Source organism: Thermococcus nautili (assembly GCF_000585495.1).
GTDB lineage: Archaea > Methanobacteriota_B > Thermococci > Thermococcales > Thermococcaceae > Thermococcus > Thermococcus nautili.
The window spans coordinates 104054-128551 of the sequence record NZ_CP007264.1 but is presented as its reverse complement, the minus strand read 5'-3'; the positions used below and the strand labels follow the sequence as shown (position 1 = coordinate 128551).

Here is a 24498-nt window from a genome sequence, read left to right as displayed (position 1 = left end):
GGGTTAAAAAGGTAGCCAAAGAATTAAATACATCGGCGCGTTAGAAAACCTGGGTGAAAGCATGGAGGAGATTATGAAGGCCATCGAGGAGAAGAACTGCGAAAAGCTCAGGAGGGTTCTCTACTACAAGGTGGACGACCTGAGCGACGAGGAGCTTAAGGAGGTCCTCGAGAAGGCCGAAAAACTTGCGAAGGAGTGCAAGGACTGGGAGCTCTACAAGCTCGTGCTCTACTACTACCACGAGATACTCAACGAGGACAAGATTTCGGAGTTCGAGAAGCTCGCGAAGGAGAGCGACGACTTCGAGCTGAAGTTCCACCTGGCTGACCTCTACTACCTCATCGGAGAACTTGAAAAGAGCCTTGAGCTGTTCAGGGCGCTCCTTGAAGAGGAGGTCGCCAAAGGCAACATCGAGCACGCCGCGAGGATATACTACAGCATGGCCATGATTCACGAGGAGCTCCAAGAGTACGAGAAGGCCCTCGAGCTAATCGAGAAGGCGGAGGAGCTCTACAGGGAGCTCGGCGACGAGAGGGAACTCCTCAGGATTGAGATTCACAGGGGCTACATAACCTTCGAGGCCGGCGACACCTACAAGGGCAAGGCCATAATAGCCGGCGTCCTGCCGAAGGTTCTCAACGACAACGAGCTTCTCGTCGAGGCCCACCTCAGCTTTGAGGAAATCTTTGAGGAGGAAGAGAACTACGATGCGGCCCTACAGGAGTGCCTCTACGCCCTCATAAGGGCGAGGGGAACGGACTACGAGGACATAGCCTTCGGCTCGCTGATGGACGTCCTCTGGCAACTCTTCCTTGACGACGACTTCGAGACGGTTTACCTCAACATAGATATGTTCATCAACGCCTTCCCTGACATGAAGGACTTCTTTGAGGCTGTGAAAGCTCTCGCACTCTTCAAGGACGGCAAGATTGACGAGGAAGAGGCCAAGAAGGCCATCGAGAAGGTCAAGGACCCGAGGTTGCTCGAGATGCTCGAGTTCCTCGGAGAGGCGGAGCTTTAGAGGGGAACCACCACGGGGACCCCTCTTACCTCCCCTATCTCCACCTTAACGCCGTAGACTTCCTCAAAAAGCTTCTCGCTCAGGACCTCAAGGCCTCCGTCCGCTATTTTTCTCCCGTCCTTCATGAAGACGAACCTCTTCGCGAAGCGCAGGGCAAGGTTCACGTCGTGCATGACCGTTACGACCGCCTTCCCTTCCCTCGCCAATTCCCTCGCGAGCCTCATTACCTCAAGCTGACTCTTGAGGTCGAGGTTGTTGGTCGGCTCGTCCATCAGCAGGACTTCCGGTTCCTGAGCCAGGGCCCTTGCTATGCTGACCTTTTGAAGTTCTCCCCCGCTTATCTCGTTCGTCCTCTTGAGGGCTAACTCCTCAATGCCGAGCCTCTTTAATGCCTCTTCGACGACCTTCAAATCCCTCTCAGACGGCGTCAGCCCCATGTAGGGCCTCCTGCCGAGGAGAACGGTGTCGAAGACCGTCAAAAACCCCGGCTCGACCCTCTGCGGGACGTAGGCGAGAACCTTCGAGAGCTCCCTCGGCGGGTAGTCGTTAATCGGTCTGCCCTTGACGAACACACCATCGCACTTCAGGATTCCGGCGAGACATCTGAGAAAGGTGCTCTTTCCAGCTCCGTTCGGGCCGAGGATTGCCACGAACTCACCCTCGCCGACTTCCAGGCTTATCCCCCTCAGGACCTCCCGCTCGCCGTAGGAGAAGCTTATGTCTTTTGCCTCAATCATCGCCGGCCCTCCATCTTCACGAGGAGGTATATGAACGTCGGCGCGCCGAGGAACGATGTTATAACGCCGACGGGAAGGTTCATGGGCGAAACTATAAGCCTCGCGACTGTGTCAGCCGAAACGAGGAGCAGTGCCCCCGCTAACGCCGAGAGGGGAATCAGCGAGCGGTAGTCGCCTCCGGCAATTAGACGCATCGAGTGGGGGGCGATTAGACCGATGAAGCCGATTACCCCCACGAAGGCCACCGTTACGGAGGTGATGAAGGCCGAGAGCAGGGTTCCGATTAGTCTCTCCCTCTCGATGTTGACCCCAACGCTCTTGGCTATTTCATCGCCCAGCGTTGAGGCGTTCAAATCCCACCGCTTGACGAGAAAGTAGGCGAAAACGAAGGCGAACGCGACGGCCATTATGGCGTTTTCCCGCCACGTTGCCCTCGCGAGGTTTCCGAAGCTCCAGTAGACCATCGCCGAGAGCTGGAGTTCGTTGGCGAAGTACTGAACTAAGGTGGTCAAAGCCACGTAGAGGGAGCTCATAGCGACTCCGGCCAAAACTATCGCCTCTGGACTCAGACCGCGGAGCCTCGCAAGGGCGAGAATAACGAGGGTAGCGCTTATCGCCCCAAGGAACGCGAAGAGAACAACGGCGTAGGGGTTGTTGAGGAAGACCTGCCCCGAGTTGAGCGAGTAGCCGGCGCCGAGGATTATGGCCAAAGAGGCACCAAACATTGCCCCGTTCGAGACGCCCATAGTGAATGGAGTGGCAAGGGGATTTCTCAGGTAGCCCTGAAGAACCGCGCCGGCGACGCCCATCGAGGCCCCGACGAGGATTCCAGCGACGATTCTTGGCAGTCTTATGCCAAGGATTACGAGACGGTCGTCCTTAGTTCCACCGCCGAAGAGAACCGAGAGGACTTCTTTAACCGGAACGTGATAGGGTCCGCTTGAGAGGGAGAACAGAGAGACCGCTAACAGGGAAAGGAAAAGGGCGAGGCCTATGAGGAGCTTTCGCCTCAGGTACGCCTTGTAGTCCATAGGGCATCACGGGTTGGTCGGCAGGCCGTAGGTGACGTTCCCGCTGGCGAGGTCTATCTTTCCGAACCCGCCGAATTCCTTGGCGAGCTCGCTGTAAACGGGCTTTCCAACGAGGAAGGTGAATATCTCGTTGGCTTTCTCAACGGAGTCTATCCCCTTGAAGCGCTCCGGGTAGATAACCTTTCCGATGTAGTAGGCGTCAGCTATGGCTATTCCGATGTTGGTGTTGTAGAAGTTGTAGGGCAGGACTCCGTAGACGTGGCCCTCTTTGACGGCCTTGAGCGAGTTGTAGAAGTCGGGGTTGCTCTTGTAGTCGTCGAGGATTATCTTTAAGCCACCTTCGTCGATGAAGATGTAGTCCGGGTTCTCCTTCAGCAGAAACTCCTTGTCCACCTGCACCCAGCCGTTTTTACTGCTCAGGTTCGAGGCAACGTTGTCGAGGTGGAGAACCGTGAAGGGCGCGTAGTCGGTGAATGTGCTCGTTATCCCGTGGGCGCCCTTGAAGCCTATTCCGCCGACGTAAACCCTCGGACTCTTAAGGCCCTTCGTGAGGTTCTCAAGGTAGCTCTGCTGTTCCTCGATGAACTTTATGGCCTCCTCGGCTCTCTTCTCCTTTCCGAGGATTTTTCCGGCCAGGAGGAGCGACTTGAAGAAGACCGGGTCTGTGAAGTTCTCCAGCGTCCCGTAGCTGAGGACGACGACGGGGATTCCGGTCTTCTCCTGAACCTCGTCGGCGGTCTGCCTGCTCACGAATACCATGAAGATGACCTGAGGGTGGACCTTAATCAGGGCCTCCATGTCCGGGAGCTTTCCGGGGCCGCCTGGGCCGATGAGGGGGAGCTTGAGAAGCTCAGGGTGGGCCAGGATATAGGGCCTCCCGTAGGGGAAGCGCTTCTCGAACTCCTCGATTCCAACCACCTTATCGGTCGCGTTGAGATAGACGAGGATTCTCAACGCTCCCGGCCCAACGGCAACGACCCTGCTAACGTTTGTCGGGACCTTTACCGTCCTCCCGAGCATGTCGGTGACGGTGATGTAGCCCGGGCTCGCGGTTGAGCTCGTTACCGCTGGAGAGGAGCTGGTTGGCTTGGTTGAGCTCGACGTTGACGTTCCTATGCATCCAGCGACCGAAACAACCAGCAGGATTACGAGGAGCGCGAGGGCCTTCCTCATCTGTATCACCAACTCCAAAAAAGGTAGCACGCTTTTAACGGTTTTGGTTCATTGATGTTACCAACCCTTCGTTTCAAACCGGCAGGTTTTTAGGTGAACAGGATTTCATTAATTTTGGTGATGGCCTTGAGAATCGCGGTTCCGCTTGCAGGAGACGATTTCGAATCAGAGGTTTCGGAGCACTTTGGAAGGACAAGGCGCTTTGCGATAGTGGACGCCGAGAACGGAGAAATCAGGGATGTCAGAATAGTTGAGTTCCCCTTCGAGGAGCACGGGCCGGGCGACATCCCGAACTTCCTGAGGGAGCAGGGGGTAGAGGTTGTCCTCGCCTACGGGATAGGGAGAAAGGCGATTGCCCACTTCGAGGCCCTCGGCGTTCAGGTGATTCCGGGGATAGGCGGGAAAGCAAGGAAAGCCGTCGAGGCATTTCTCCGCGGGACTGCCGAAAGCGACCCCCTGTGGAAGGAGCGGATAAGTGAAGGCCGGGAGCACAAAACATGATAAGATTTTTAAATGAATTTTTCTTCATTTCTTTGGTGGTCGCATGGGAGTTAAAGACTTCGCCCCGAGCTGGTTTGCGAGCGTAATGGGAACCGGAGCGCTGGCTTTAGTCAGCAAAGCCTACTCATCAAGGCTTTCGGCGTTGAACGGTTTCGCTGAGTTCCTAGTCTACCTCAACACGCTCCTGTTCTTCGTTCTCCTCGTTCCCTGGACTCTGAGGTGGGTAAAGTACCGCGAGGAAGTCATGAAAGACCTCTACCACCCGGTCCTCGGCAACTTCTACGGGACTATCGGCGTCGCCTCGCTCGTCCTCTCGGCAGACTGGCTGTTCATCTTTGGGAATGAAAGGCTCGCCTGGACCTTCTGGCTCTTTGGCGTTCCTTTCGTCCTGCTCTTCGCCTTCCTGATTCCCTACATCGTCTTCACAGGAGAGGGAATAGACACGAAGAACATAACGCCGGCCTGGTTCATTCCTCCGGTTGGACTCATAGTAATCCCCATCAGCGGGGCGAAACTCATGGCGCTCTCCTCGGGAACCGTGAAGGAACTCATGGCCTTCATCAACTACTTCGCCTGGGGCGCGGGCTTCTTCCTCTACTTGGCCCTCTTCGCGATAGTCCTCTACCGCTTCATAAAGCACGAGCCGATGCCCTGTGGAATCGCCCCGTCAATCTGGATTAACCTCGGACCCATCGGAGCGGGAACATCCACGCTCTACGCCCTCATGAAGGCCAGCGACTTCCTAAAGGTGAAGGAGCCTTTCCTGGCCTTCGGGTTAATCTTCTGGGGCTTCGGCGTCTGGTGGTTCGTCATGGCGGTAATACTGACGCTCCACTACATCAGGAAGCTCAACCTGCCCTACAGCCTCGCGTGGTGGGCCTTCATCTTCCCCTTCGGCGCCTACGTCAGCGCGACCTTCAAGGTCGGGACGACCTTCGGAATAAACGCGATAACCGACTTCGGCTTCGCCCTCTACTGGCTCCTGCTGGCGATGTGGCTGGTTACCGGAGCCTTAACGCTGAAGAACTTCGTTTTCAGAAGCCCAGCGCGACGAGGAGCGTCTTGAGGGCTATGACGTACATTATGGCCCCTATCACCTTTTTTACCTGCCCCGAGCTCATCTTGAAGTGCATCAGGTGAGTTCCGAGCCAGCCACCGAGTATTGCCGGAACCGAGACCCAGAGTAGCAACTCCCAGTCAAGGGCTCCGAGCTTCCAGTAGGTCAGAAAACCGCTCAGCGAGGAGAAGAACACTATTAAAGCAGTAGTGCTGGCGACTTTCTTCGGCTCGTAGCCGAGGAGGATTAGGGCCGGGCTGATTATCCCGCCTCCGCCGACGCCGAGGAGACCGCCGAGGAAGCCCGCGATTCCCCCGATGAGCGAGCCCTCAACGATGTGGTTGCCTTTCCTTTCCCTCCCCTTCGGCCTGAAGAAGAGCATCATCGTCCCGGAGTAGAGGAGGAAAGCCACGAAGACAGCTAAAACGACGCGGTGCGGTATGAACCTCCCGGAGTAAGCCCCAAGGGGTGAAGCCAGAGTCGCGGTGACGAGAATCGGCAGGCCGAAGCGGACGTCGAGCTTTTTCGCCCGCAGGTTCTTGACAGTCGCTGAAAGCATCGAGAGGACGTTTATGAACAGCCCCGTCGGCTTGGCACTCATCAGGGGCACTCCCAGCCAGCCCATAACCGGAACTATGGCTATGGCCGAACCGACGCCACCTATCGAAAAGACGACGCTCAGGATGAAGGCTATGAGCGCTAACTCCGGGTAGTTCGTTTTAGGTCACCCGAAGAAAATGAGAAAAGCCTCATTTAAAAAGCTTTTCATGCATCAGCTCAAAAATCCTAAAAACGTGAAGGTTTTTAGATTCCCAAAATGAACAGTGAATATGAGACAAGAGACCAGAGCGGTGTTACTCCTCACTTTCCTCTCGCCTTTCCTGGCCGAGGTCCTCGGTGGCTCAACGCACCCGCTCCAGCTTGTTGTCCAACCCCTCTCCTTTCCCCTCCTCTGGCTCTTCTACGGCTCTGGCGTTTTGTTGATTCGCGAGGCGTGGATACGGCTCGGCCGGGGAAAGGTCGGCCTCATGCTCCTCGGCGCCCTCTACGGCGTCGTTGAGGAGGGGCTCGTAATCCGCTCGTGGTTCGACCCGAACTGGCCCGACCTCGGGGCGCTTAGGGACTATGGCAGGGTCTTCGGCGTGAACACGAGCTGGGCCGTTCTCCTGACGGCCTACCACGCCACGATGAGCATAGCCCTCCCGATTCTGATAGTGGAGCTTCTCTACCCAGAACTGCGCGGAAAGTCCCTCATCGGGAAACGGGGTGCCCTTCTGGCCACAATCGCCTTCTGCACCTCTGCCTTTGCCTTCGCGCACCTCACCGGCTACGCCCCGTCCCCGGGTCAGTACTCGGTCGCCATTCTATCGGCCCTCGCGCTCTTCCTCCTCGCCAGGAAGTTCAGGAGCAGGGACGTTCCCTTCACGCCATCGCGTCCCTTCACGGCCGGCTTTATCTCGGGGGCGACGATTTTCACAGCCCTCGCCTTCCTTCCCAAGGTCCTTCCACCGCTCGCCACCGATGCAGTTGGAACGCTCGCGCTCGTCCTCTTCTTTGCTTCTCTCAATGGAAACGAGGGAAGGGCCGTGCTCGGCTTTCTGGCGTTCTGGCTGGTAGTCTACGACGTCCTGCTCGAGCTCACCGGCGTCATAGGCGAGGCCATACTCGGCCCGCTGAGCTACGCGCTCCTCTTCAGGCGTCTGGGCACAAAAGACCGGGCTCGCACCGGTTAACCTCAAGCTGAACTGTAACGTGGGTTATCCCGAACTTCCTCAGCCTCCCCTCGGCCTCGTCGATAATCCGCTGTGCCTCGCTCAGGGGCATGTCCTCAACAGATAGGTGGCACTCGAAGTGAATCCCACCCTCACCGACCCGCCAGGCGTGGAAGTGATGGGCGTTCTTAACGCCGGGAATCGATTCCAGCTCGGCCTTTATCGCCTCAAGGTCGAGCTCCGGCGACGCCTCCATCAGGACGTCAACGCTCTCCCTCAGTACCTCGTAGGCCTCGCGGAGGATGTAGAGCGCTATCACAACTGTAACGAGCGGGTCAACCCATTCGACGCCATAGAAGCGAATCAACAAACCACCAATCACGACGGCCACCGACGAGAGGGTGTCGCTCAGAAGGTGAAGGTAAGCGGAGCGGACGTTAAGGCCGTGAGCGTGCTCGTGGAGGAGGAAAACCGAGAGGAGGTTCGCGATTAGGCCGACGAGGGCTACTGGGAGCATTATGGCTGTGTCAATCGGCTGGGGGTTTCTAAAGCGCCTGTAAGCCTCGACGACGAGGAAGAGTGAAACGCCGATTAAGACGGCGGAGTTGATGAAGGCCACGAGGATTTCGGCCCTCTTGTATCCGAAGGTGTACTTCTCGTTGGGCCTTCGCTCGGCGATTTTTAGGGCGAAGTAGCTCGCGAGCAGGCTCATGCTGTCGCTGAAGTTGTGAAGCGAATCGCTCAGGAGCGCCAAACTGCCCGAGATGAGACCGCCGATTACCTCTGCGATGGTTATCGTGAGGTTCAGGACGATTGAGATTGCCAGGTTCCTCTTAAGCCCGTGCCCGTGCTCGTGCCCCATCCCACCACCGGGGAGAGTTCCATCGAACCGTTAATAAATTTGTCTGCACACCACCGGTTTCAAACCCAACCATTTTTAAGGTGACACGCCAATTTCCGTCGGTGATACCATGCACGAGTGGGCGCTGGCGGATGCCATAGTTAGAACCGTCCTCGACTACGCCCAGAGGGAGGGGGCAAAGAGGGTAAAGGCCGTCAAGGTCGTTCTCGGCGAACTACAGGACGTCGCGGAGGACATAGTGAAGTTCGCGATGGAGCAGATGTTCGCGGGAACGATTGCAGAGGGGGCCGAGATAATCTTCGAGGAGGAAGAGGCGGTCTTCAAGTGCCGCAACTGCGGGCACACCTGGAAGCTCAAGGAGGTCAAGGACCAGTTCGACGAGCGCATAAAGGAGGACATCCACTTCATTCCCGAGGTCGTTCACGCGTTTCTGGCATGCCCGAAGTGCGGGAGCCACGACTTTGAGGTCGTCCAGGGTAGGGGCGTTTACGTTGCCGGGATAATGATTGAGAAGGAGGGAGAGGCATGATTGACCCGCGCGAGATAGCCATAAGCGCGAGGCTTGAGAATGTCAAGAGGATAATCCCCGTCGTCAGCGGGAAGGGGGGAGTAGGAAAATCGCTCATCTCGACGACCCTCGCTTTAGCTCTGGCCGAGAAGGGCTATAAGGTCGGCCTGCTTGACCTTGACTTCCACGGGGCAAGTGACCACGTGATTCTCGGCTTCGAGCCGAAGGAGTTCCCTGAGGAGGACAAAGGCGTTGTCCCGCCTACCGTTCACGGGATAAAGTTCATGACCATAGCCTACTACACCGAGAACAGGCCCACACCGCTCCGCGGTAAGGAGATAAGCGACGCCCTCATCGAGCTCCTCACGATAACGCGCTGGGACGAGCTTGACTACCTCGTCATCGACATGCCACCTGGACTCGGCGACCAGCTGTTGGATGTCCTCCGCTTCCTCAAGAGGGGTGAGTTCCTCGTCGTTGCAACCCCGTCGAAGCTCGCCCTCAACGTCGTCGAGAAGCTCATACAGTTGCTCCTCGAGGAGAAGCACCAGGTCCTCGGCGTCGTCGAGAACATGAAATTGGACAACGAGGAAGACGTCAGGAAGCTCGCCGAGCGCTACAACGTCCCGTACCTCATCGGCATACCCTTCTATCCGGACCTCGACGCGAAGATTGGAAACGTCGAGGAGCTCATGAAGACCGAGTTCGCGGAGAAGGTTAAGGAGCTTGCGGGGAAGCTGTGAGTTTTCTTTTTCCATTCATTTCAGAGGGCCATACTTTAGGTCCCAAGACGTTCCAATCGCAACCTTAAAATACGCCCGTGTCAAAAGACCCCTGTGAGACCATGAGCGAGGTCATTAACCCTGAAGTTTACACCGTTGAAAGACTCCTCGAAGACCGGGAAAAGAGGGTTTTAATCTCCGAGATAGTTTTAAAGCTCGCCAGTTCCCTCGGCGTTACTGTTGAGGAACTCCTCAAGTACCTCGAATGGAAGGAGAACCTTGAGAAGCTTGAGAAAGCCGAAAAGGAAAAGGCCGTGGAAGGCCTTGAGGTCGAAGAGCCGACGGAAGACGCCCCAGAGGACCTCAGCGAACTCCTCATCGAGGTCAAGGAGGACGTCAGAAAATGGCTGGAAATCGAGAGAAAGCTAAGGGCCATGGGCTTGGAGTTGTGATTGAGACATCGGCCCTGATATCGTTTCTCCTCAGCAAAAACCCGAAAAGGAACGCTGTTGCATTCATTTTAGAGCTAATCCGCCGGGGAATCCTCATAAACTATGCTTCTTCCGAAACCGTAGCGGAGATGAGATACAAGCTCGCGCACCCGAAGATAATGGCACTGTACTCAAGAGTTCCCGAAAGCTCCAGAGTTCCCCTTCAGAACCCCGCGAGGGTTCTAAGGTTTATTGAAGAGCACAGCCAGTTCGTCACGCCAAAAAAGCAGGTCAAACTGTGCAGAGATGAGAGCGATGACAAGTGGATTGAAGTCGCAGTTGAGGGCGATGCGTTTGCCATAGTTACCTACGACCGAGACCTTCTCGATATGAGAAACGAAAGCATGAAAATTGAAGTTGAAAACACGAAAATTTACGTCGTAACGGGCCTTGAGCTTATCGAGCTGTTGAGAAAAAAGAAGCTCGTAGGGGAGGATAGTCAATGAACCTTGAAGAACTCTTCCAGAACGCGAAAAGGGTCGTTATCTGCGGAATTGGAAACGACATCAGGGGAGATGACGCCTTCGGCGTTCTGGTCGCGGAGAGGCTGAAGGAGTTGCTGGACAACCCCGACGTCCTCGTGCTGAACTGCGGGGAAGTTCCTGAGAACTACACTGGCAAGATAGCAAGCTTTAAACCTGACCTCGTCGTCCTCGTCGATGCCGTTGATTTCGGCGGTGAAGTCGGCGAGTACATCATAGCCGACCCGGAGGGGACGCTCGGAGAGGCGATATCGACGCACGGCCTTCCGCTGAAGTTCGTTACACAGTTCATGAAGACGCTGGTCAAGGCGGAGTTCGTGCTCATAGGCTGTCAGCCCGGGTCGACGGGCCTCTTTCAGGAGCCGAGCGAGCTTATAAAGGAGCGCGCCGAGAGGCTGGCGGAACTACTGGCGGGGATTCTAAAAAGGGATAAGCCCTCAACAATGTAATTGGGAATTGGTCTATCTTCCTTTTTGGATATCAACTGGGGGAGTCTCCTAAGAGTCGAGTTATCGTCTCCGCAGTTCTCCCTTCATCCGCAGGTACTCTTCCCTGCTCAGCGGAAAGCTCTTGGCGGAGGCAAGGAACGAATTCACAAGCCTCACCTGCTGTTTGAATACCTCATCCGGGTTCTCCTTCAGCCTCTTCACGTAAAGCCGAATGAAGGCGAGCCTCTCTTCCAAATCACGCTTAGAACGGAACTTCAATGCCAAGTTTTCTCGCGTAGTCATTGAGCGCCCTCCGGTCAATTTTCTCGTTGAACAGCTCGTAGAGGAAAAAGGCATCTTCCAATGCCCATGGTTCTCCCATTAAACTTTGAGGGGCATGCTATTTATCCCTTTTGTATCCTCCCCAAATCCTCCCTCGTGTTCACGTTGAAGAAGCTCTCGCGCCACTCCCCGGGGAGAGACTCTATCGGGAGGTAGCAGGGATTAGCCTCGCGGATTGCCCTGTTGAGGGCGTAGTTTCCACTTTTTATCTTCTCCTCAAGGATTTCGCGGAAAGCCCTGGAATAAGCGGCGTGAAGGGGTTCGAGGTAGCCGTTCTCCCACCTCGGCACGCAGGCTATTTTTCCGCTATTCTTGAATTCTTCAATTATGTAATCAATGAACTCGGGGATGAGTAGGGGCATGTCGCCGGCAACGACAAAGGCATCGCCGAGGTTCAAGGCGGTGTAAACGCCCCCCATCGGGCCTATAAGGAGCTCATCAACGACCACGCGGTAGCCGAGCCTCTCAAGTTTTTCCGCGTTGTCCTTCGAGGCAACTAAGATTATCTCGTCGATTCTTCTGGCGGTTTCAAGCCTCTCGATGGTGTAAAGAATCAAAGGCCTGCCGTTGATTTTGTAGAGTAGCTTGTCGCCCCCGAAGCGCCTGCCCCTTCCGCCGGCCAGAACTGCCCCAATCATTCCTCCCTCTCCTCGTCCAGCTGGATGTACTCGATGGTGCTGATGTACTTCACGTAGTCCATCGCCTTCTTGGGGTTCAGCATGTCGTTCATGAGGTTCTGGAAGTAGTTATCCTTATCGTAGGCGACCTCGTAGTTAACCACGACGTCAAGGTAGCCGGAGTGGAAGTTCTCCGCTTCCTCGCGCGTGTAGAGCTCGAAGGAGACGTGGTAGCCGTACTTCTCCTCTATCGGGTCGCGGATGTTCTCCACGAAGTCCGCCATGCGGTTCATCTTCACCGGGTCGTAGGGTTTGTCGATGATTACGACCACGTCTATCTCCGGAAAGCTCGGGTCGCGGAGATGCCTTCCGTAGAAGATTATAGAGAGAAGGTTGTCGCCGTAGAAGTCTTTTACCCTTTGAATCAGCTCCTCCTTGGCCTTCTTCAGCGTCTCCTCGTTCATCTCACCACCTCCCGAGAAAAGTTGTGGGAAAATAAAAGTTTAATCGAAGCTCGGCTGGTAGCGGTACTCTATGTGAAGCTTGCTCTCGGAGTCGAGCTTCTCGGAAGCCTCCAGCAGGACCTTTCTGTCCTTCTCCGGCAACTCCTTAATCGGGAGCCTCAGCACGTCTCTGACCTCGATGTCAAAGGCCCTCGCGTTCTCGTCTATTCCAAGGGCCCCCTTTATGAGCCTCACTGCCTCCTCGCTCAGCTCGCCCTCCTCCTCGATGATTAGCAGGTCGCCGGCGTAGTGGCCGGTAATCCTCGCAGAGTACTCAGGGTAGTCCTCGTACTTAAAGCGGTAGAGCTTCCAGGGCACCTCAGACACCCGCCGTCACGGGGTACTTCCTCTTAATTGCCTCTCCGAGGGAGTGGTACTCGTCGTACAGCTTCCAGAACTCGTTTTCGAGGAAGCGCATGGCGACCTTTATCCTGGAGTCCTTCTCCTTGAGGAAGTAGCCGGTGACGAGGTCGTGGAGCTTCTCCCTCGGGTTGTCGCTCTCGAAGGCCTTCTCGACGAGGGCCATGAAGTCCTCAAGGACGGCCTCCCTGTCATAGTAGCCAACGACGCGCCTGAGCTCCTCGCGAAGGGTAAGCCAGTAGCGGAGCGGTATCGGCCTGTCGGGGATTCTGAACTCGACCTCGTTCTCGGCCTTGGGCGTCTCCTTCGGCGGGAGTGCGACCCAGTATTCGCCCTTCATCTTCTTCTCCTTGATACCGAGCAGTTGGGCGACGCCGTAGAGTATCTCCTCCGGGCTCGGCGGACAGCCGGGGATGTACATGTCTATCGGCACTATCATCTCCGGTCCACCGCTCCTGAGTCTGTCCCTTCCGCGCTGGGGGGAGGTGTTGTATAGGGCGTAGCTGTTGTAGAAGATTCCACCGCTTGAGGCGCAGGTTCCTATAGCGACCACTATCCTCGGCTTCGGTGGCATGGCCTCGTAGGCCTTCTTGAGCATTACCCTCGTCTGCCTCGTGAGCGGGCCGGTGATGAAGAGGGCATCGGCGTGCCTCGGGTTGGGGATGACCTTGATACCGAGCCTCTCAAGGTCGTAGTACGGGCTGAGGACGTCGAGCACCTCGATGTCACAGCCGTTACATGAACCAGCATCAACGTGATAGACCCAGACGGACTTGAGCCTTCTTCCCATCACTCCTCACCCCCCTTCTTCACGAGCATGAAGGCCGAGACTGGAATTCCCTCGGTCTCCCTGAGCTTCTCGACGGTCTTGCGCATCTTTGCCTCCTGGGTCAGGCCGATTCTGTCTTCAAGGGCGTACATCTCAAAGATTTCCTTCGGCAGGATGTTCCTAACGTACTCAATCTGCCTCTCGGTGAAGTCAAGGTATTCGCCACACTCCTCGCAGTAAGCGAGCTTGTGCTCGACGACCTCTACCAAATCTTCCTTGTTGTCGGTCGCTATCTCGAAGATGTTCGTCGGTTCCATCGCGCCGGTCGGGCAAACCTCCACACAGCGGTGGCACCTTATACAGCGCGCCGCGTTGAAGGTGAGCCTCTTAACACCGTGCTCCTTGTCCCACTCGAGGATTAGGGCATCGGGCGGGCAGGCGTTGACACAGGCACCACAGCCTATGCACTTCTCGGGGTTGATGTGCGGGATTCCGCGGTACTCGGGTGGCTTCTCGATGTCAATAAAAGGATAGGGAGTGGTGACAGGGGCCTTCTTGCTGAACTTCTCGACCTCGAAGCGGTTCCACTTCTTGAGCTTCTCGGTGTAGGAGAGGCTCTCGGCCATCAGAACACCCCCCTGTACTTGATTGAGAGCTCGTTGAACTCGGCCTCGGTGAGAACCTTCACCTTGCCGGTCTGGACGTCAACGAACTGAACCCTCTCGGTACAGGAGTAGCACGGGTCGATGCTCGCTATGATGAGCGGTGCATCGGCTACGTGGTAGCCCTTGAGCATCTCCGGCACAGCCGGCAGGTTGTTGTAGGTCGGCGCCCTCACCTTCCAGCGGTAGACCTTGTTCTTCTCGCCGGTCATGACGTAGTGAACCACTTCACCGCGGTGGGCCTCGGTGAATCCAAGGGCCTCCTCGTACTCGGGCAGGTCGCCGATTGGAACCATAATGTCTCCGCCAGGCATCTGGTCAATGAGCTGTTCCACTATCCAGAGGCTCTCGAAGAGCTCGTCCATCCTGACGAGAACCCTCGCGAGGACGTCGCCCTCCTTGTAGACCGGAACCTTGAAGTCAACCTCGTTGTAGGCCATGGCAGTCTTCGTTGCCTGGTCAAGCCTCGTGTCAATCCTCCTTCCGCTGGCCCTTGCAGTCGGTCCGAGGACGGAGTAGGCCTTGGCAACCTTGTAGGGCAGTATTCCGACTCCCTCAGCGCGCTTGATGAAGGTGTTGGTGTTCAGAGCTATGTCGAGGAACTTCTTGGTTTCCTCGCGTATCTGCTTGACCACCTTGAGTATCTCTTCCTTGCGGTAGTCAAGGATGTCCCTCCTAACTCCACCGACGATGTTCATTCCGTACTGCTTCCTGTTTCCGGTTAAGCGCTCGACGAGCCACATGACGGGCTCACGGATTCTCCACGCGTGCATGAAGCCGGTGTCGTAGCCGACGAGGTGAGCGGCAATGCCGACCCAGAGCAGGTGGTTGTGAATCCTCTCCAGTTCGAGCATCAGCGTTCTTATGTAGCGTGCCCTGTCAGGGATTTCGACGTCGGCCAGGCGCTCAACGGCCATCGCGTAGCTTACCGAGTGCTGGTAACCACAGATTCCACAGATTCTCTCGGCGAGGAAGAGAACCTGGTTGTAGGTAAGCCTGCCCTCACCGGTCTTCTCGATTCCCCTGTGGGAGTAGAAACCGCGATAGTCCACGTCAACTATCTCCTCGCCCTTGACGAAGAGCCTGAAGTGGGCCGGCTCCTCGATACCCATATGAACCGGGCCCATCGGGACGAGCGTCGTTCCCTCAGGCTTCTCCCTGAACTCGGTCTTGGTCTCGGCCATCGGTGAGTGCCTGTAGTCCATGTCCTTCCTGAGCGGGTAAACTCCCTCCGGCCAGTCCTCAGGCAATATGAGCCTCCTCGGGTCCGGGTGGCCAACGGGGTTGAAACCGAGCAGGTCTTTAACTTCTCTCTCTATCCAGAGCGCGGCCGGAAGCTTTGCCGCGACGCTCGGGAAGCTCGGGTCGTCGGCCGGGAGGTACGCCCTGAGGAAGACGTAGTAGTTCTCGTCCATGTTCTCAGGCTCAACCTGGACGTTGAGGAAGGGCATGTAGACGAAGTGGCCGTTGAGGGGCCTCTCGTCGGTTCCAACGGCGGTTGAGAGGTGGGTCTCCTTGAACTCAGGGTGGTTGTGCCACCAGAGCACCGCCTCCGGAAGGACTTCCCTGTCAATCACGAACTGGTACTGACCGTAGCTCATCCTCTTGCATTCCCTTATGTGCTCCTTGAAGGCCTCGTAAAACTCCTTGAGGCCCTTTCTCTCGGCAAGGATTGTGTTAACGTCCGCCTTTCTGCACTGGCCCTTTTCACAGGCCCTGCACTCAAACTCGAAGTGAGCCTCCAAATCCCTCGTCGTTACCATATTCACCACCCCATGAACGCTATGGCGAGGATAATTATTCCCGCAAAGAAAGCCCTCGTGTTCATCTTAACAACGTGGTCAATCCTGAGCCTCGCGTTCGTTGCTTCGAGTGAGGCTATGACCGGATATAAAGCCACCGTCAGGAGGAACTGAACCGCGAGCACCTCTGCCGCCTTGAGAGTCGTGTCTATCGGCCCGACCCACGGGAGGACGAGCAGGCTGACGAAGAACCACAGCAGGGCGAAGCGCTTGATGTAGATGGCGTAGTAGAAGACTCCGAGGAGCCTTCCGCTGTACTCGCTGAGCGGACCGCCTATAACCTCCTGCTCCGCCTCCGCTATGTCGAAGGGCATGAAGCCACTCTCGACGTAGAGCGCGTAGGCGAGCAGGACGTAGGTCATGACGAGCGAGGGCGTTAGGTGAAGGTTCGAGATGATGTCAGCTATGTTGAGCGAGCCCGCGTTGTAAGCGAGGACTCCGTAGAGGACGGCTATGAGGGGCTCGACGGTGAGGATTATCTGCATCTCCCTGGCCGAACCGAGGTGGCTGAAGGCGTTCTGGACGCTCAGACCAGCGAGCATGAGGAACACGCTGACCATCAGTATCACGTAGAAGAACACCACTAAGTTGAAGCCTATGTCAATGGGCACCACGTTTCCGTAGGGAAGGAGGAGAGCGCCGATTACGGCCGAGGCGAGGGCAAGGAAAGGTGCCCAGGTGAAGAGCGCGCTCTTGGTCGGCTTAACCGACGGAAGGCTGAAGAGCTTGTTGAGGTCGTACCAGGTCTGCATGAGCGGTGGCCCGCGCCTGTACTGGAGCCTTGCCTTAACCCTTCTCGCTATTCCGTCGAGGTAAGGGGGCAGGAGGAAGGTCAGGAGCACACCGATAAAGCTGAAGGCGAGCTTGGCCGTCGTCTCCATTTTCATCACCTCACATGACTATTAGCAGTCCCACGATAGCCCCAACGACAACGAGGGCTATGACGATGAAGGTGCCGAGCCTTATTCCCGGGATGACGTCCCTGGCTATGTTGAGGAACCTGATGAGTGGCTTGAAGACCTCCTCGTCTATGTGCATGATTTCCCTCTCGCGGAGGTCGTCGAGGGTCTCTATCCTGGTGTACGGGGTGTCGACTATCTTGGTGAAGTAGCTCGCCATCCAGAGGTAGGCCCTGACGATGTAGCGGATTATTCCGGCTCCAACGCGGTAGAACCAGTCGCCGAGGTGGTAGAACGAGCCTATCTTCTCCTCGTACTTGATGTAGTAGCCCTCCGCGTTTATCCTGTACTCGTCCTCGTCTATCTCTGTTGAACCGCAGTCCCAGGGCTTGGCCTCCTTGTACTCGGGCTTGAAGACGAGGTAGAGTCCGAAGGTCAGTATTCCGAGGACTATCACGAAGAGCACCGGCGAGAACACCACGGACTGGAAGCCTATCTTGTAAACGCCATCGCTTATCGGGGCGTTGAAGACGTTGAGGATTCCGGTGACGGTTCCCGGGAAGACGCCGATGAGGAGCGTTAGACCAGCGAGAATCCACTGGCCAACGAGCATTCCGGCCGGGACCTCCTGAACGTTCTCGTAGCGCTTCATCTCACCGCCGAACTGGGTTCCGTAGAACTTGATGAACGATGCAAGCGTAGCGGCGCTGATGAAGGCAGCCAGTACTGCGCCGAGGGCCAAAACGTAGCTGTTCGAGTAATAACCGGAAACGTAGATGAGCCACTTGCTGATGAAGCCGTTGAAGGGCGGAACACCGCTTATGGCGAGCGAGGCGAAGAGCGCCGCCAAGGCGGTTACCTTCATGGTCTTGCCGAGACCGCCGAGCTCGTTGAGGTCAACGGTTCCGGTTCTGTACTCAACGGCTCCGGCAGAGAGGAAGAGCGAGGCCTTGAATATCGCGTGGTTGAGGGCGTGGAAGAGTCCCGCGAAGGCACCGAGGGCTCCAACGGCGCCGAGGAAGCCACCCTTCGGGATGAGTGCCATTCCTATTCCAAGGCCGAGCCATATGTAGCCCATCTGGCCTATCGAGTGGTAGGCGAGGAGTCTCTTGGCGTTCGTCTCTCTGAGTGCGTAGAGGGTTCCAACGGTGAGGGTTATGGCACCTATCACGGCAACGAAGAGGCCGAGGCCGTAGCTCGTTCCGACGGTTCTCCAGATGAGGGCGATGAGACCGTAGAGGGCAACCTTCTCCATCGCACCGGCCATGACGGCTGAAACGCTGGTCGGCGCCGCGCGGTAGGTCTCGGCAACCCAGAACTGGAAGGGTATCATTCCCGACTTGGTCATGAAGGCTATCATGAGGAGCGCCGTGAAGACCAGCTTGGTGCTCGTGGATGCGGTTGCCATAGCGCTCGCTATGTTCTCAAAGGTGAGCTCGTCGAAGCCGCCGACGAGGGAGTAGGCGGTTCCCAGGGCGAGGAAGAGCGGAATCGTGTCGAGGAAGTGCATGGTGATGTAGTACTTGACGCTCGCGTCGGTGTCCCTCGGCCTCTCGCTGAAGAAGACCAGTATGAACGAGCTGAGGGTCATGAGCTCCCAGCCCATGACAAAGTACTCCATGCTGTCCGCGGTAACGACGAGGGCCATACTCGCGAGGAAGGTGTTGTAGGCTATCGCGTAGACCCAGCCCTTGCCGACCTTCTCAAAGAGCTCCATGTAGTTTATCGCGAAGAGGGAAGCGGCCGCTCCAACGAGGCCGATTATGAGGAGGAAGATTATTGAGAGGTCGTCCACCTTGACGGGGATTCCAAAGAGGCTTCCCGAAACGGGGCCGTTGGTGTAGACGGCATAAACCTGCCAGAGGAGGGCGAGTGAACCGAGGAACGCCATGAAGCTTGACGCCTTAACCGTGGCCTTGTAGTCCCTAATCAGGCCGACGAGACCACCGAGGATGAACGCCCCAATCGCGTATTCGAGTATCATCTCACATCACCCCGCAAAGCCTATCTTCATCACAACGTCGAGGCTGACCCAGGGCATTATTATGCCGACGATTATGAGGACGATGAGCACTGCAACGATGACCTTTGGCTCTTTCTTTGCCTCACCCTCGCCGAAGAATATCTCCCTGAACCAGAGGAGGACCACGATGAGGAATATTGCCGCGTCTATGAGAACCACTGCCGGGAAGAGCCACGAGGCGATTCCCTTGGCGTGTCTGGTGCTCATGATTGTGAAGGCCTTGCTGAAGAACAGGCCGAGCGGAAGGACACCGGCCAGTCCGAGGAAGCTCATGAACCATGCTATGCTCGTCCAGGGGACGGTTCTCCTCATGCCCTTGATGAGCTTGAGGTCGGTGGTGCCGTATGCTAAGGCGAGTCCTCCGACGGAGGCGAAGGCGAGGGCCTTGACGACCGCGTGGTTGACGACCTGATAGAGGGCTATCTGGATTCCCGCGACGTGGCCGAGCAGGGCGTAGGCGAGGGTTATGTATGCAACGCCGGTCTGGGCTATGGTGGAGTAGGCTATGAGCCTCTTTGCATCGCGCTGGAGCGGGTAGTAAATCATCATCAGGATTATGAGGGCAACGGTCAGACCTCCAAGGAGCCAGAAGTAGTCGTCGTTCGGCTTCATGTACTGGATAACCCTGAAGAGCATGTAGGCGCCGAGCGGGACAATCGAGGCGGAGTGCACATAGGCACTCGCGGGAATAGGAGAGGCTGTTGAGTCCGGAAGCCAGGAGTAGAACGGGAACTGTGAGCTCATCATGAAGGCCGCGAAGATTAGCAGGAGGAACGCCGTGCCGTCATAAGTGGCCTTGGTAAGGTCCTGTCCCGTGCCGAGAACGGCAACCGCTCCGAGGATGAGGAGCACTCCAACGTTGAGGACGAGGAAGGCCTTGAGGGCGTCAGTCTTGGCATTACCGAGCTCCACGAGGCAAAGCATCGCTATCGCCATGAGCTCAAGCGCAACGGCGAACTGGACAAGGTTGGTCGAGTAGATGAAAACCATGCTCGCGCCGGTGAGCAGGCCGAAGAGCGCGTAGAACTTCCCCTTCCCCGAGTCAAGGAACTTGCTCGCGTAGACTGCCATGAGAAACGCGATTAGTATCGAGACGAGCCCCATGAGCATTGAGGCGGTATCGGCGGTTATTCCAAAGACCTCCCCAAGGTTGCCGGTGGTAACGTAGGCGGTGTGATAAACCTTGTCAGAGCCCTTTGAGAAGAAGTCATAGAGGGCCATACCGTTGAGGAGCAGGGAAACGCCGAGAATCGCGCCCGCTATTAGGTCGGCTGTCTTCCCCTCGAGCTTCCAGAGTATCAGGAGCACGAAGGGGATGAGCGCTGAGATTAGCACCAGTTCAATCATCACCATCACCCCTTGTTTTTAACCCTAGGTTTTCGTTGCAAAAAATAAGGTCAGAGGACGATGTAGGCCTTTTCTCCCTCCCCCTTCTCGGCGGAGCTCTTCAAGTTGGCCACTATCTTTCCTTCCCTGTTCCAAAGCACCTCGTTCATGTCACCGTAGAGCAGGGCCTCCGTTGGACAGGCCGAGACACACGCTGGAAGCTTTCCTTCCGCTCTTCTGTCGGAACAGAGGTCGCACTTATCCATAATCTTGTTCTCCTCGTCGAGCTTTGGAATTCCAAATGGACAGGCAACGGCACACATGAGACAGCCGATACACTTGAGCGGGTCAAAGGCAACCGCGCCGTCCTCGTCCCTGAAGAGCGCCCCAGTCGGACAGACGTTTTCGCATGGAGCCTTTTCACAGTGGCGGCAGTTGAAGGGAACGGTGAAGAGGTCGGGGAACTCGAAGACCCTTATCCTTGCCTCGCCATGAGTCATTTCACAGGCCACTTCACAGGCCTTACAGCCGATACAGCGCTTATAGTCGAGGAAAATCTTCTTGCTCATTCCAACCACCTCACTCCTCCACCTTCCTAATCCTGGCCGCGACGGCCTTGAGCTCGGCCATCTTGGTCTTCTCGTGGATGGTCTCAAGGGTCAGAACGTTGATGTTCCAGTGGTTCGGCATCGCGATAACGCCCTCCCTGACGTGGTCAGTAACCTCTGCCCTGACGAGAACGCTTCCGCGCCTGGTCTCGACCTTGACGAGGTCCCCGCTCCTTATGCCGTACTTCTCGGCGTCCTTCGGGTTAATCATGACGTACTCCTCTGGCCAGCGCTTCTCAAGGCTCGGGCTCTCGAAGGACATGGTTCCCGTGTGCCAGTGGCCGACGAGCCTGAAGTTGGTGAGCCAGAGCGGGTACTCCTCATCGGGCATCTCCGGCGGCTCGCGCCACTTAACAGGCTGGAGGTGGGCCTTTCCATCGCTCGTCTTGAAGCCGTTCTTGAAGAGGACCTTCGTTCCCTCGCCGGGCTCGGTGCACGGGAAGAAGCATCCCTCAGGGTGCTCCGCGAGGTATTCTGGCGTTGCGCCCTTGAATATTGGAATAACGCTGTTTATCTCCCTGAGAATCTCGTCCGGGTGCTCGTACTTGAAGTACTCGCCGAGGCCGAGCTCCTTGGCGAGCTCAACCAGGATGAGCCAGTCGGGCTTGGCTTCTCCAGGTGGATTCGCGGCCTTGTAGCTCCTCTGGACCCTTCTCTCGGCGCTTATTGCCGTTCCGGTCTTCTCAAACCAGGCCGCGGCCGGGAGAACTATGTCGGCGTATTTAGCAGTCTCGGTGAGGAATATGTCCTGCACGACGAGGAAGTCGAGCTTCTTGAGCTGTTCCCTGACCCACCTGCTGTTCGGGGCAGAGCGGGCAATGTTGCCGCCGACGATGTACATCATCCTAATCTTGTTGCCCATCTCGCGTATCATAGTTGTCAGGTCAAAGCCGACCCAGTCTGGTATCTTGAAGCCCCAGAGCCTCTCAAGCTCGGCCCTCGCGGCCTCGTCGGTGACGAGCTTGCCGGTCGGGAGCTTGTTCGGGGCGATGCCGGTCATGGCGGCACAGAATCCACACTGGGCGCCCGGGAAGACACCGCTCCAGACGCCTTCCTTGCCGATGTTGCCGGTAATCGCGATGAGGTTCGCGAGGGCGAGGGCGAACTCGAAACCGTTGACGTGCTGGTTGAGGCCCTCGTTGACGAAGAGGGCAGTTCTCTTGGTGGCGAAGAGCCTCGCAACTTTCCTTATGTCCTCGGCGGGAACGCCGCTTATCTTCTCGGCCCACTCCGGTGTGTACTCCTTAACGGCCTCCTTGAGCTCCTCGAAGCCGGTCGTCCTCTCGTTGACGAACTCCTTGTCGTAGAGTTCCTCGCTTATGACGACGTTGAGCATAGCCAGGGCTATCGCGAGGTCGGTTCCCGGGTAGGGCTTGAGGTGCATGCTCGCGTACTTGTGGCCCCTCGTCGCGCGCGGGTCTATGACGACCATCTCGGCGCCGTTGTCGAGGACGGCCTTCTCAATGTACTGACCGAAGAAGACAGGTGCAGTCTCAGCGGGGTTGTGACCCCAAATCAGAATGAACTCGGCCTTGGCAACATCCTCGAATGGATTAGTCGCCGCGGCGCTACCGAAGACAGCCGTTCTCGCGGGGCTGTTGGAGTACTGGCAGTACCTTCCCGGGAAGTCGAGGTGGTTGGTTCCTATCGCCTTTGACAGCTTGTGGACGAGGTAGTTCTCCTCGAAGGTTATCTTCTCGCTTCCAAGGAAGGCTATTGCCTCGGGACCGTAGGTCTCCTTGATTTCCTTAATCTTCTCGGCGATTATCCTGTAAGCTTCGCTCCAGCTTATCTCCTCGAACTTTCCTTCTCCCTTCTCACCAACGCGCTTGAGGGGCTTCTTAAGTCTCTTGGGGCTGTTGATGAACTGGTAGGAGGCAACGCCCTTCGGGCAGAGCTTTCCGCGGTTGACGGTGGGGTGGTCGTAGTCGAATTCAATCTTCCTGATGTAGCCGTTCACGCTGACCGCGTAAAAGCGACAGCCGACTGAACACCAGGGGCACACTACGGGCACGAGTTTCTCGGCCATGGCTATCACCCTTCTAATGACTGACCAGTCATTTAGGCTCGTCGCCAAAACCTTAAATAGTTTTCTGCAGTCGTCGAAACAAATGGATTTTACACAATAGGGCTAGTTAAACAGAACTATACACCCAGTTACACGCTCGCAGAGAGGCGAAGGTGATTGAGAACAACGTTAACGGCCCGCTTTAAGTAATGGTCACCCGGGAGGCCGATACATTCCTTCGCATGGAGGTAGTGCATGAGGGACGCTATGAAGACCTGAAACGCTATGAGGGCATCTTCAAAACCAACCTTGACGTAGGCAGTAATCCTCCTCGCACCCTCTCTCAAAAGCTCCGAGCAGGACTGACGGTAGATTTCATCTATGCTCTTCATTCTTTCCCGGACTGAGAGCATGTGGAAGAAGATTTCCGCCCGATAGCTCTCCGAATAGAACTCAAGGAACTCTTTCCCAAGCTGGAGGAGGTAGCTCTCCAAGGTTGGGAACGAGACCGTTATGTAGGGGTCGTTTAGCGAGGGCATGGCCATTATGGGCATGACCTCAAAGGCAAGCTCCTTTATGAGGTCGTCTTTGCTCTTGAAGTAGAGGTAGAATGTACCCTTGGCAACTCCCGCCCTGGCGACTATCTCGTCTACCGTGGTCTTATCGAAACCCTTCTTCGCAAAGAGCTCCATTGCAGAGGACACGAGTTTCTCGCGGGTTTTACCAGGGGACTTTGTAGCCATGCCCACCACTTCTGACCACTCAGTCATTTACTTCATGGACAATTATGTGCAGAAGGGTAATTTAAACTTTCCGCCGGGACGGCAGAAAACGAAAAAGGCTAAACTTAGAGAACGGAATTGAGGATGACCTCATCAACCTCAGAAACCTTCTTAAACAGCTCCCCGAGCTCCCCAGGAGCCATTCCGGCAAAGGCACCCATGTTCATACCGTAAACATAAACTCCATCCGGGTTTTCAGCAACTGCAATCCGACATGGCATAAAAGCAGAAACCCAGCGGTTCTCGGGCTTTTCGAGGGCCTTCTTTGCGAACTCCTTGTTGCAGAGCTCAATGATGTAAACCCTAATGCCGACTTTCTTCTCCATGTCGTGCTCGGCAACAACGCTCCATCCAATCTCCTCGACCTTGGCCTTAATCTTTCCTATGGTCTCCTCGTAGGAGTACTTGCTCTTTCCGGCGTTAATCATCTGGCCCATGTCCATTCGAACCACCTGACTGACTAGTCAGGAAAAGGTCTATAAATCGTTTTCTATCACCTTTGGTTGATAACCATGGCCCTGATGCTCGCGGGAAAGGTCATCGAAGTCAGGGATGGAAGGGCGATAGTTGACGTTGAGGGCCAGCTCAGGGAGGCAAGGCTGGACTTTGTAAAAGATGTAAAACCCGGGGACTACGTGAAGATTTACTACGGCATAGTTCTTGAAAAGGTCAGCAGGAGCGAGGCGGAAGAGACCCTCGCGAGGTGCTCATACCACCGCTCAAGGAAGCTCGAGCTGACCTTCACGGTTTCAAACCGGAGGTTTTAGAAAGGCTAAATAGCCCGTTTGAGAATCCAGGGTGGGTGAAGCTCATGTGTCTGGCGACCGTTGCGAAGGTTTTGGAGGTTGACAGGGAGAAGGGAACCGCGTGGGTGGACTTCGGAGGCGTCAAGAGAGAGGCCAGGATTGATTTGATGCCCGACGTCAAGCCCGGCGAGTACGTGCTGATTCACACCGGCTTCATAATCGAGCGCGTTGATGAAGAGACCGCGAAGGAAATCCTCTCGGCCTGGGATGAGGTCTTCAAGCTCGAAAAGGACGCGATAGGTGGCTACTACTACCCGGGTGATTGA

30 protein-coding genes are annotated in these 24498 nt (G+C 56.3%); 11 read left to right on the top strand and 19 right to left on the bottom strand.

Annotated elements, in window-relative coordinates; translation table 11 throughout:
* Positions 1–61: 61 nt before the first annotated feature.
* Positions 62–1021, top strand: a complete 960-nt coding sequence (locus BD01_RS00705) for a tetratricopeptide repeat protein (protein ID WP_042688909.1) — start codon at positions 62–64, stop codon at positions 1019–1021.
* Here BD01_RS00705 and BD01_RS00700 read toward each other — a convergent pair.
* The 3 genes from BD01_RS00700 to BD01_RS00690 are packed head-to-tail and all read right to left on the bottom strand — an operon-like array spanning position 1018 to position 3962.
* A complete protein-coding gene (locus BD01_RS00700; protein ID WP_042688908.1) occupies positions 1018–1758 on the bottom strand; it encodes an ABC transporter ATP-binding protein in 741 nt (246 codons plus the stop codon). The two genes, BD01_RS00705 and BD01_RS00700, sit on opposite strands and share 4 nt — an antisense overlap.
* Positions 1755–2789 (bottom strand): FecCD family ABC transporter permease, encoded by a 1035-nt coding sequence (locus tag BD01_RS00695; RefSeq protein WP_042688906.1) that lies wholly within the window; start codon positions 2787–2789, stop codon positions 1755–1757. Before BD01_RS00695 ends, BD01_RS00700 begins: the two co-directional genes overlap by 4 nt.
* 6 nt (positions 2790–2795) lie before the next feature.
* Positions 2796–3962 carry an iron ABC transporter substrate-binding protein gene (locus BD01_RS00690; protein ID WP_042688904.1) on the bottom strand — a complete coding sequence of 389 codons (1167 nt, stop codon included), beginning with the start codon at positions 3960–3962 and terminating at the stop codon, positions 2796–2798.
* A gap of 120 nt (positions 3963–4082) precedes the next feature.
* On the opposite strand from BD01_RS00690, the gene BD01_RS00685 reads away from it, so the two are divergent.
* Together BD01_RS00685 and tdt are read left to right on the top strand one after the other, a co-directional pair.
* Positions 4083–4463 carry a NifB/NifX family molybdenum-iron cluster-binding protein gene (locus BD01_RS00685; protein WP_342665195.1) on the top strand — a complete coding sequence of 127 codons (381 nt, stop codon included), beginning with the start codon at positions 4083–4085 and terminating at the stop codon, positions 4461–4463.
* Positions 4464–4506: 43 nt separating this feature from the next.
* Positions 4507–5529 carry a TDT family transporter gene (gene tdt / locus BD01_RS00680; RefSeq protein ID WP_042688900.1) on the top strand — a complete coding sequence of 341 codons (1023 nt, stop codon included), beginning with the start codon at positions 4507–4509 and terminating at the stop codon, positions 5527–5529.
* Here tdt and BD01_RS00675 read toward each other — a convergent pair.
* Positions 5498–6214 (bottom strand): sulfite exporter TauE/SafE family protein, encoded by a 717-nt coding sequence (locus BD01_RS00675; protein WP_042688898.1) that lies wholly within the window; start codon positions 6212–6214, stop codon positions 5498–5500. The genes tdt and BD01_RS00675 overlap by 32 nt on opposite strands.
* Before the next feature lie 136 nt (positions 6215–6350).
* Between BD01_RS00675 and BD01_RS00670 the strand changes: the two genes are divergently transcribed.
* A complete protein-coding gene (locus BD01_RS00670; RefSeq protein WP_042688896.1) occupies positions 6351–7253 on the top strand; it encodes a hypothetical protein in 903 nt (300 codons plus the stop codon).
* Here the strand turns inward: BD01_RS00670 and BD01_RS00665 are convergent.
* Positions 7213–8094: a cation diffusion facilitator family transporter gene (locus BD01_RS00665; RefSeq protein WP_042688892.1), complete on the bottom strand. Its 882-nt coding sequence runs from the start codon at positions 8092–8094 to the stop codon at positions 7213–7215. The two genes, BD01_RS00670 and BD01_RS00665, sit on opposite strands and share 41 nt — an antisense overlap.
* Before the next feature lie 109 nt (positions 8095–8203).
* Between BD01_RS00665 and hypA the strand changes: the two genes are divergently transcribed.
* The 5 genes from hypA (at position 8204) to BD01_RS00640 (ending at position 10746) form a co-directional block, all read left to right on the top strand.
* A complete protein-coding gene (gene hypA, locus BD01_RS00660) occupies positions 8204–8623 on the top strand; it encodes a hydrogenase nickel incorporation protein HypA (protein ID WP_042688889.1) in 420 nt (139 codons plus the stop codon).
* Positions 8620–9345, top strand: coding sequence for an Mrp/NBP35 family ATP-binding protein (locus BD01_RS00655; RefSeq protein WP_042688888.1), 726 nt, complete (start codon positions 8620–8622; stop codon positions 9343–9345). The genes hypA and BD01_RS00655 overlap by 4 nt, the downstream gene beginning before the upstream one ends.
* 101 nt (positions 9346–9446) lie before the next feature.
* Positions 9447–9776 (top strand): hypothetical protein, encoded by a 330-nt coding sequence (locus BD01_RS00650; RefSeq protein ID WP_042688884.1) that lies wholly within the window; start codon positions 9447–9449, stop codon positions 9774–9776.
* Positions 9728–10261, top strand: a complete 534-nt coding sequence (locus BD01_RS00645) for a putative toxin-antitoxin system toxin component, PIN family (protein ID WP_084606306.1) — start codon at positions 9728–9730, stop codon at positions 10259–10261. Before BD01_RS00650 ends, BD01_RS00645 begins: the two co-directional genes overlap by 49 nt.
* A complete protein-coding gene (locus BD01_RS00640; protein ID WP_042688880.1) occupies positions 10258–10746 on the top strand; it encodes a hydrogenase 3 maturation endopeptidase HyCI in 489 nt (162 codons plus the stop codon). Before BD01_RS00645 ends, BD01_RS00640 begins: the two co-directional genes overlap by 4 nt.
* 60 nt (positions 10747–10806) lie before the next feature.
* Here BD01_RS00640 and BD01_RS11205 read toward each other — a convergent pair whose 3' ends face one another.
* From BD01_RS11205 to BD01_RS00570, 14 genes are all read right to left on the bottom strand, one after another.
* A complete protein-coding gene (locus BD01_RS11205) occupies positions 10807–11028 on the bottom strand; it encodes a hypothetical protein (protein WP_042688878.1) in 222 nt (73 codons plus the stop codon).
* Between the two features lie 101 nt (positions 11029–11129).
* Complete coding sequence (gene mobA, locus BD01_RS00630; RefSeq protein WP_042688875.1) at positions 11130–11705, bottom strand: molybdenum cofactor guanylyltransferase MobA; 576 nt, start codon at positions 11703–11705, stop codon at positions 11130–11132.
* Positions 11702–12148, bottom strand: coding sequence for a hypothetical protein (locus BD01_RS00625; RefSeq protein WP_042688873.1), 447 nt, complete (start codon positions 12146–12148; stop codon positions 11702–11704). The genes mobA and BD01_RS00625 overlap by 4 nt, the downstream gene beginning before the upstream one ends.
* 39 nt (positions 12149–12187) lie before the next feature.
* The gene (locus BD01_RS00620) at positions 12188–12505 is read right to left on the bottom strand and encodes a hypothetical protein (protein ID WP_245599254.1); all 318 of its coding nucleotides are present in this window, start codon (positions 12503–12505) and stop codon (positions 12188–12190) included.
* Between the two features lies 1 nt (position 12506).
* Positions 12507–13337 carry an NADH-quinone oxidoreductase subunit B family protein gene (locus tag BD01_RS00615; protein WP_042688869.1) on the bottom strand — a complete coding sequence of 277 codons (831 nt, stop codon included), beginning with the start codon at positions 13335–13337 and terminating at the stop codon, positions 12507–12509.
* Positions 13337–13942 carry a 4Fe-4S dicluster domain-containing protein gene (locus BD01_RS00610; protein WP_042688867.1) on the bottom strand — a complete coding sequence of 202 codons (606 nt, stop codon included), beginning with the start codon at positions 13940–13942 and terminating at the stop codon, positions 13337–13339. Before BD01_RS00610 ends, BD01_RS00615 begins: the two co-directional genes overlap by 1 nt.
* Entirely contained in the window at positions 13942–15741 is a 1800-nt protein-coding gene (locus BD01_RS00605) for a hydrogenase large subunit (RefSeq protein WP_042688865.1), read from the bottom strand. The genes BD01_RS00610 and BD01_RS00605 overlap by 1 nt, the downstream gene beginning before the upstream one ends.
* 2 nt (positions 15742–15743) lie before the next feature.
* On the bottom strand, positions 15744–16667 hold the full coding sequence (locus BD01_RS00600) for a respiratory chain complex I subunit 1 family protein (protein ID WP_245599252.1): 924 nt from the start codon (positions 16665–16667) through the stop codon (positions 15744–15746).
* A 4-nt stretch (positions 16668–16671) separates the two neighbouring features.
* A complete protein-coding gene (locus BD01_RS00595; RefSeq protein ID WP_042688860.1) occupies positions 16672–18663 on the bottom strand; it encodes a proton-conducting transporter transmembrane domain-containing protein in 1992 nt (663 codons plus the stop codon).
* 6 nt (positions 18664–18669) lie between these two features.
* Positions 18670–20049 (bottom strand): proton-conducting transporter transmembrane domain-containing protein, encoded by a 1380-nt coding sequence (locus BD01_RS00590; RefSeq protein ID WP_042688858.1) that lies wholly within the window; start codon positions 20047–20049, stop codon positions 18670–18672.
* 50 nt (positions 20050–20099) lie between these two features.
* Positions 20100–20597, bottom strand: a complete 498-nt coding sequence (locus BD01_RS00585) for a 4Fe-4S dicluster domain-containing protein (RefSeq protein WP_042688855.1) — start codon at positions 20595–20597, stop codon at positions 20100–20102.
* Between the two features lie 10 nt (positions 20598–20607).
* On the bottom strand, positions 20608–22665 hold the full coding sequence (fdhF, locus tag BD01_RS00580) for a formate dehydrogenase subunit alpha (protein WP_042688851.1): 2058 nt from the start codon (positions 22663–22665) through the stop codon (positions 20608–20610).
* A gap of 128 nt (positions 22666–22793) precedes the next feature.
* The gene (locus tag BD01_RS00575; RefSeq protein WP_042688849.1) at positions 22794–23387 is read right to left on the bottom strand and encodes a TetR/AcrR family transcriptional regulator; all 594 of its coding nucleotides are present in this window, start codon (positions 23385–23387) and stop codon (positions 22794–22796) included.
* A gap of 104 nt (positions 23388–23491) precedes the next feature.
* Positions 23492–23869: a DUF302 domain-containing protein gene (locus BD01_RS00570; protein WP_042688848.1), complete on the bottom strand. Its 378-nt coding sequence runs from the start codon at positions 23867–23869 to the stop codon at positions 23492–23494.
* A gap of 69 nt (positions 23870–23938) precedes the next feature.
* Here BD01_RS00570 and BD01_RS00565 point away from each other — a divergent pair, with 69 nt between their 5' ends.
* Complete coding sequence (locus BD01_RS00565) at positions 23939–24193, top strand: HypC/HybG/HupF family hydrogenase formation chaperone (RefSeq protein WP_042688846.1); 255 nt, start codon at positions 23939–23941, stop codon at positions 24191–24193.
* Between the two features lie 44 nt (positions 24194–24237).
* Positions 24238–24498, top strand: a complete 261-nt coding sequence (locus BD01_RS00560; RefSeq protein WP_014122950.1) for a HypC/HybG/HupF family hydrogenase formation chaperone — start codon at positions 24238–24240, stop codon at positions 24496–24498.

Excerpts from the sequence above, each read along its gene's own strand:
- BD01_RS11205 (WP_042688878.1), bottom strand. The coding sequence starts at position 11,028 with ATGACTACGCGAGAAAACTTGGCATTGAAGTTCCGTTCTAAGCGTGAT.
- BD01_RS00685 (WP_342665195.1), top strand. The coding sequence starts at position 4,083 with ATGGCCTTGAGAATCGCGGTTCCGCTTGCAGGAGACGATTTCGAATCA.
- BD01_RS00595 (WP_042688860.1), bottom strand. The coding sequence starts at position 18,663 with ATGATACTCGAATACGCGATTGGGGCGTTCATCCTCGGTGGTCTCGTC.
- BD01_RS00655 (WP_042688888.1), top strand. The coding sequence starts at position 8,620 with ATGATTGACCCGCGCGAGATAGCCATAAGCGCGAGGCTTGAGAATGTC.
- mobA (WP_042688875.1), bottom strand. The coding sequence starts at position 11,705 with ATGATTGGGGCAGTTCTGGCCGGCGGAAGGGGCAGGCGCTTCGGGGGC.
- BD01_RS00575 (WP_042688849.1), bottom strand. The coding sequence starts at position 23,387 with ATGGCTACAAAGTCCCCTGGTAAAACCCGCGAGAAACTCGTGTCCTCT.
- hypA (WP_042688889.1), top strand. The coding sequence starts at position 8,204 with ATGCACGAGTGGGCGCTGGCGGATGCCATAGTTAGAACCGTCCTCGAC.
- BD01_RS00650 (WP_042688884.1), top strand. The coding sequence starts at position 9,447 with ATGAGCGAGGTCATTAACCCTGAAGTTTACACCGTTGAAAGACTCCTC.
- BD01_RS00565 (WP_042688846.1), top strand. The coding sequence starts at position 23,939 with ATGGCCCTGATGCTCGCGGGAAAGGTCATCGAAGTCAGGGATGGAAGG.
- BD01_RS00615 (WP_042688869.1), bottom strand. The coding sequence starts at position 13,337 with ATGGGAAGAAGGCTCAAGTCCGTCTGGGTCTATCACGTTGATGCTGGT.
- BD01_RS00625 (WP_042688873.1), bottom strand. The coding sequence starts at position 12,148 with ATGAACGAGGAGACGCTGAAGAAGGCCAAGGAGGAGCTGATTCAAAGG.
- BD01_RS00585 (WP_042688855.1), bottom strand. The coding sequence starts at position 20,597 with ATGAGCAAGAAGATTTTCCTCGACTATAAGCGCTGTATCGGCTGTAAG.
- BD01_RS00690 (WP_042688904.1), bottom strand. The coding sequence starts at position 3,962 with ATGAGGAAGGCCCTCGCGCTCCTCGTAATCCTGCTGGTTGTTTCGGTC.
- fdhF (WP_042688851.1), bottom strand. The coding sequence starts at position 22,665 with ATGGCCGAGAAACTCGTGCCCGTAGTGTGCCCCTGGTGTTCAGTCGGC.
- BD01_RS00605 (WP_042688865.1), bottom strand. The coding sequence starts at position 15,741 with ATGGTAACGACGAGGGATTTGGAGGCTCACTTCGAGTTTGAGTGCAGG.
- BD01_RS00600 (WP_245599252.1), bottom strand. The coding sequence starts at position 16,667 with ATGAAAATGGAGACGACGGCCAAGCTCGCCTTCAGCTTTATCGGTGTG.
- BD01_RS00610 (WP_042688867.1), bottom strand. The coding sequence starts at position 13,942 with ATGGCCGAGAGCCTCTCCTACACCGAGAAGCTCAAGAAGTGGAACCGC.
- BD01_RS00700 (WP_042688908.1), bottom strand. The coding sequence starts at position 1,758 with ATGATTGAGGCAAAAGACATAAGCTTCTCCTACGGCGAGCGGGAGGTC.
- BD01_RS00570 (WP_042688848.1), bottom strand. The coding sequence starts at position 23,869 with ATGGACATGGGCCAGATGATTAACGCCGGAAAGAGCAAGTACTCCTAC.
- BD01_RS00640 (WP_042688880.1), top strand. The coding sequence starts at position 10,258 with ATGAACCTTGAAGAACTCTTCCAGAACGCGAAAAGGGTCGTTATCTGC.
- tdt (WP_042688900.1), top strand. The coding sequence starts at position 4,507 with ATGGGAGTTAAAGACTTCGCCCCGAGCTGGTTTGCGAGCGTAATGGGA.
- BD01_RS00590 (WP_042688858.1), bottom strand. The coding sequence starts at position 20,049 with ATGATTGAACTGGTGCTAATCTCAGCGCTCATCCCCTTCGTGCTCCTG.
- BD01_RS00560 (WP_014122950.1), top strand. The coding sequence starts at position 24,238 with ATGTGTCTGGCGACCGTTGCGAAGGTTTTGGAGGTTGACAGGGAGAAG.
- BD01_RS00695 (WP_042688906.1), bottom strand. The coding sequence starts at position 2,789 with ATGGACTACAAGGCGTACCTGAGGCGAAAGCTCCTCATAGGCCTCGCC.
- BD01_RS00665 (WP_042688892.1), bottom strand. The coding sequence starts at position 8,094 with ATGGGGCACGAGCACGGGCACGGGCTTAAGAGGAACCTGGCAATCTCA.
- BD01_RS00670 (WP_042688896.1), top strand. The coding sequence starts at position 6,351 with ATGAGACAAGAGACCAGAGCGGTGTTACTCCTCACTTTCCTCTCGCCT.
- BD01_RS00705 (WP_042688909.1), top strand. The coding sequence starts at position 62 with ATGGAGGAGATTATGAAGGCCATCGAGGAGAAGAACTGCGAAAAGCTC.
- BD01_RS00645 (WP_084606306.1), top strand. The coding sequence starts at position 9,728 with ATGGCTGGAAATCGAGAGAAAGCTAAGGGCCATGGGCTTGGAGTTGTG.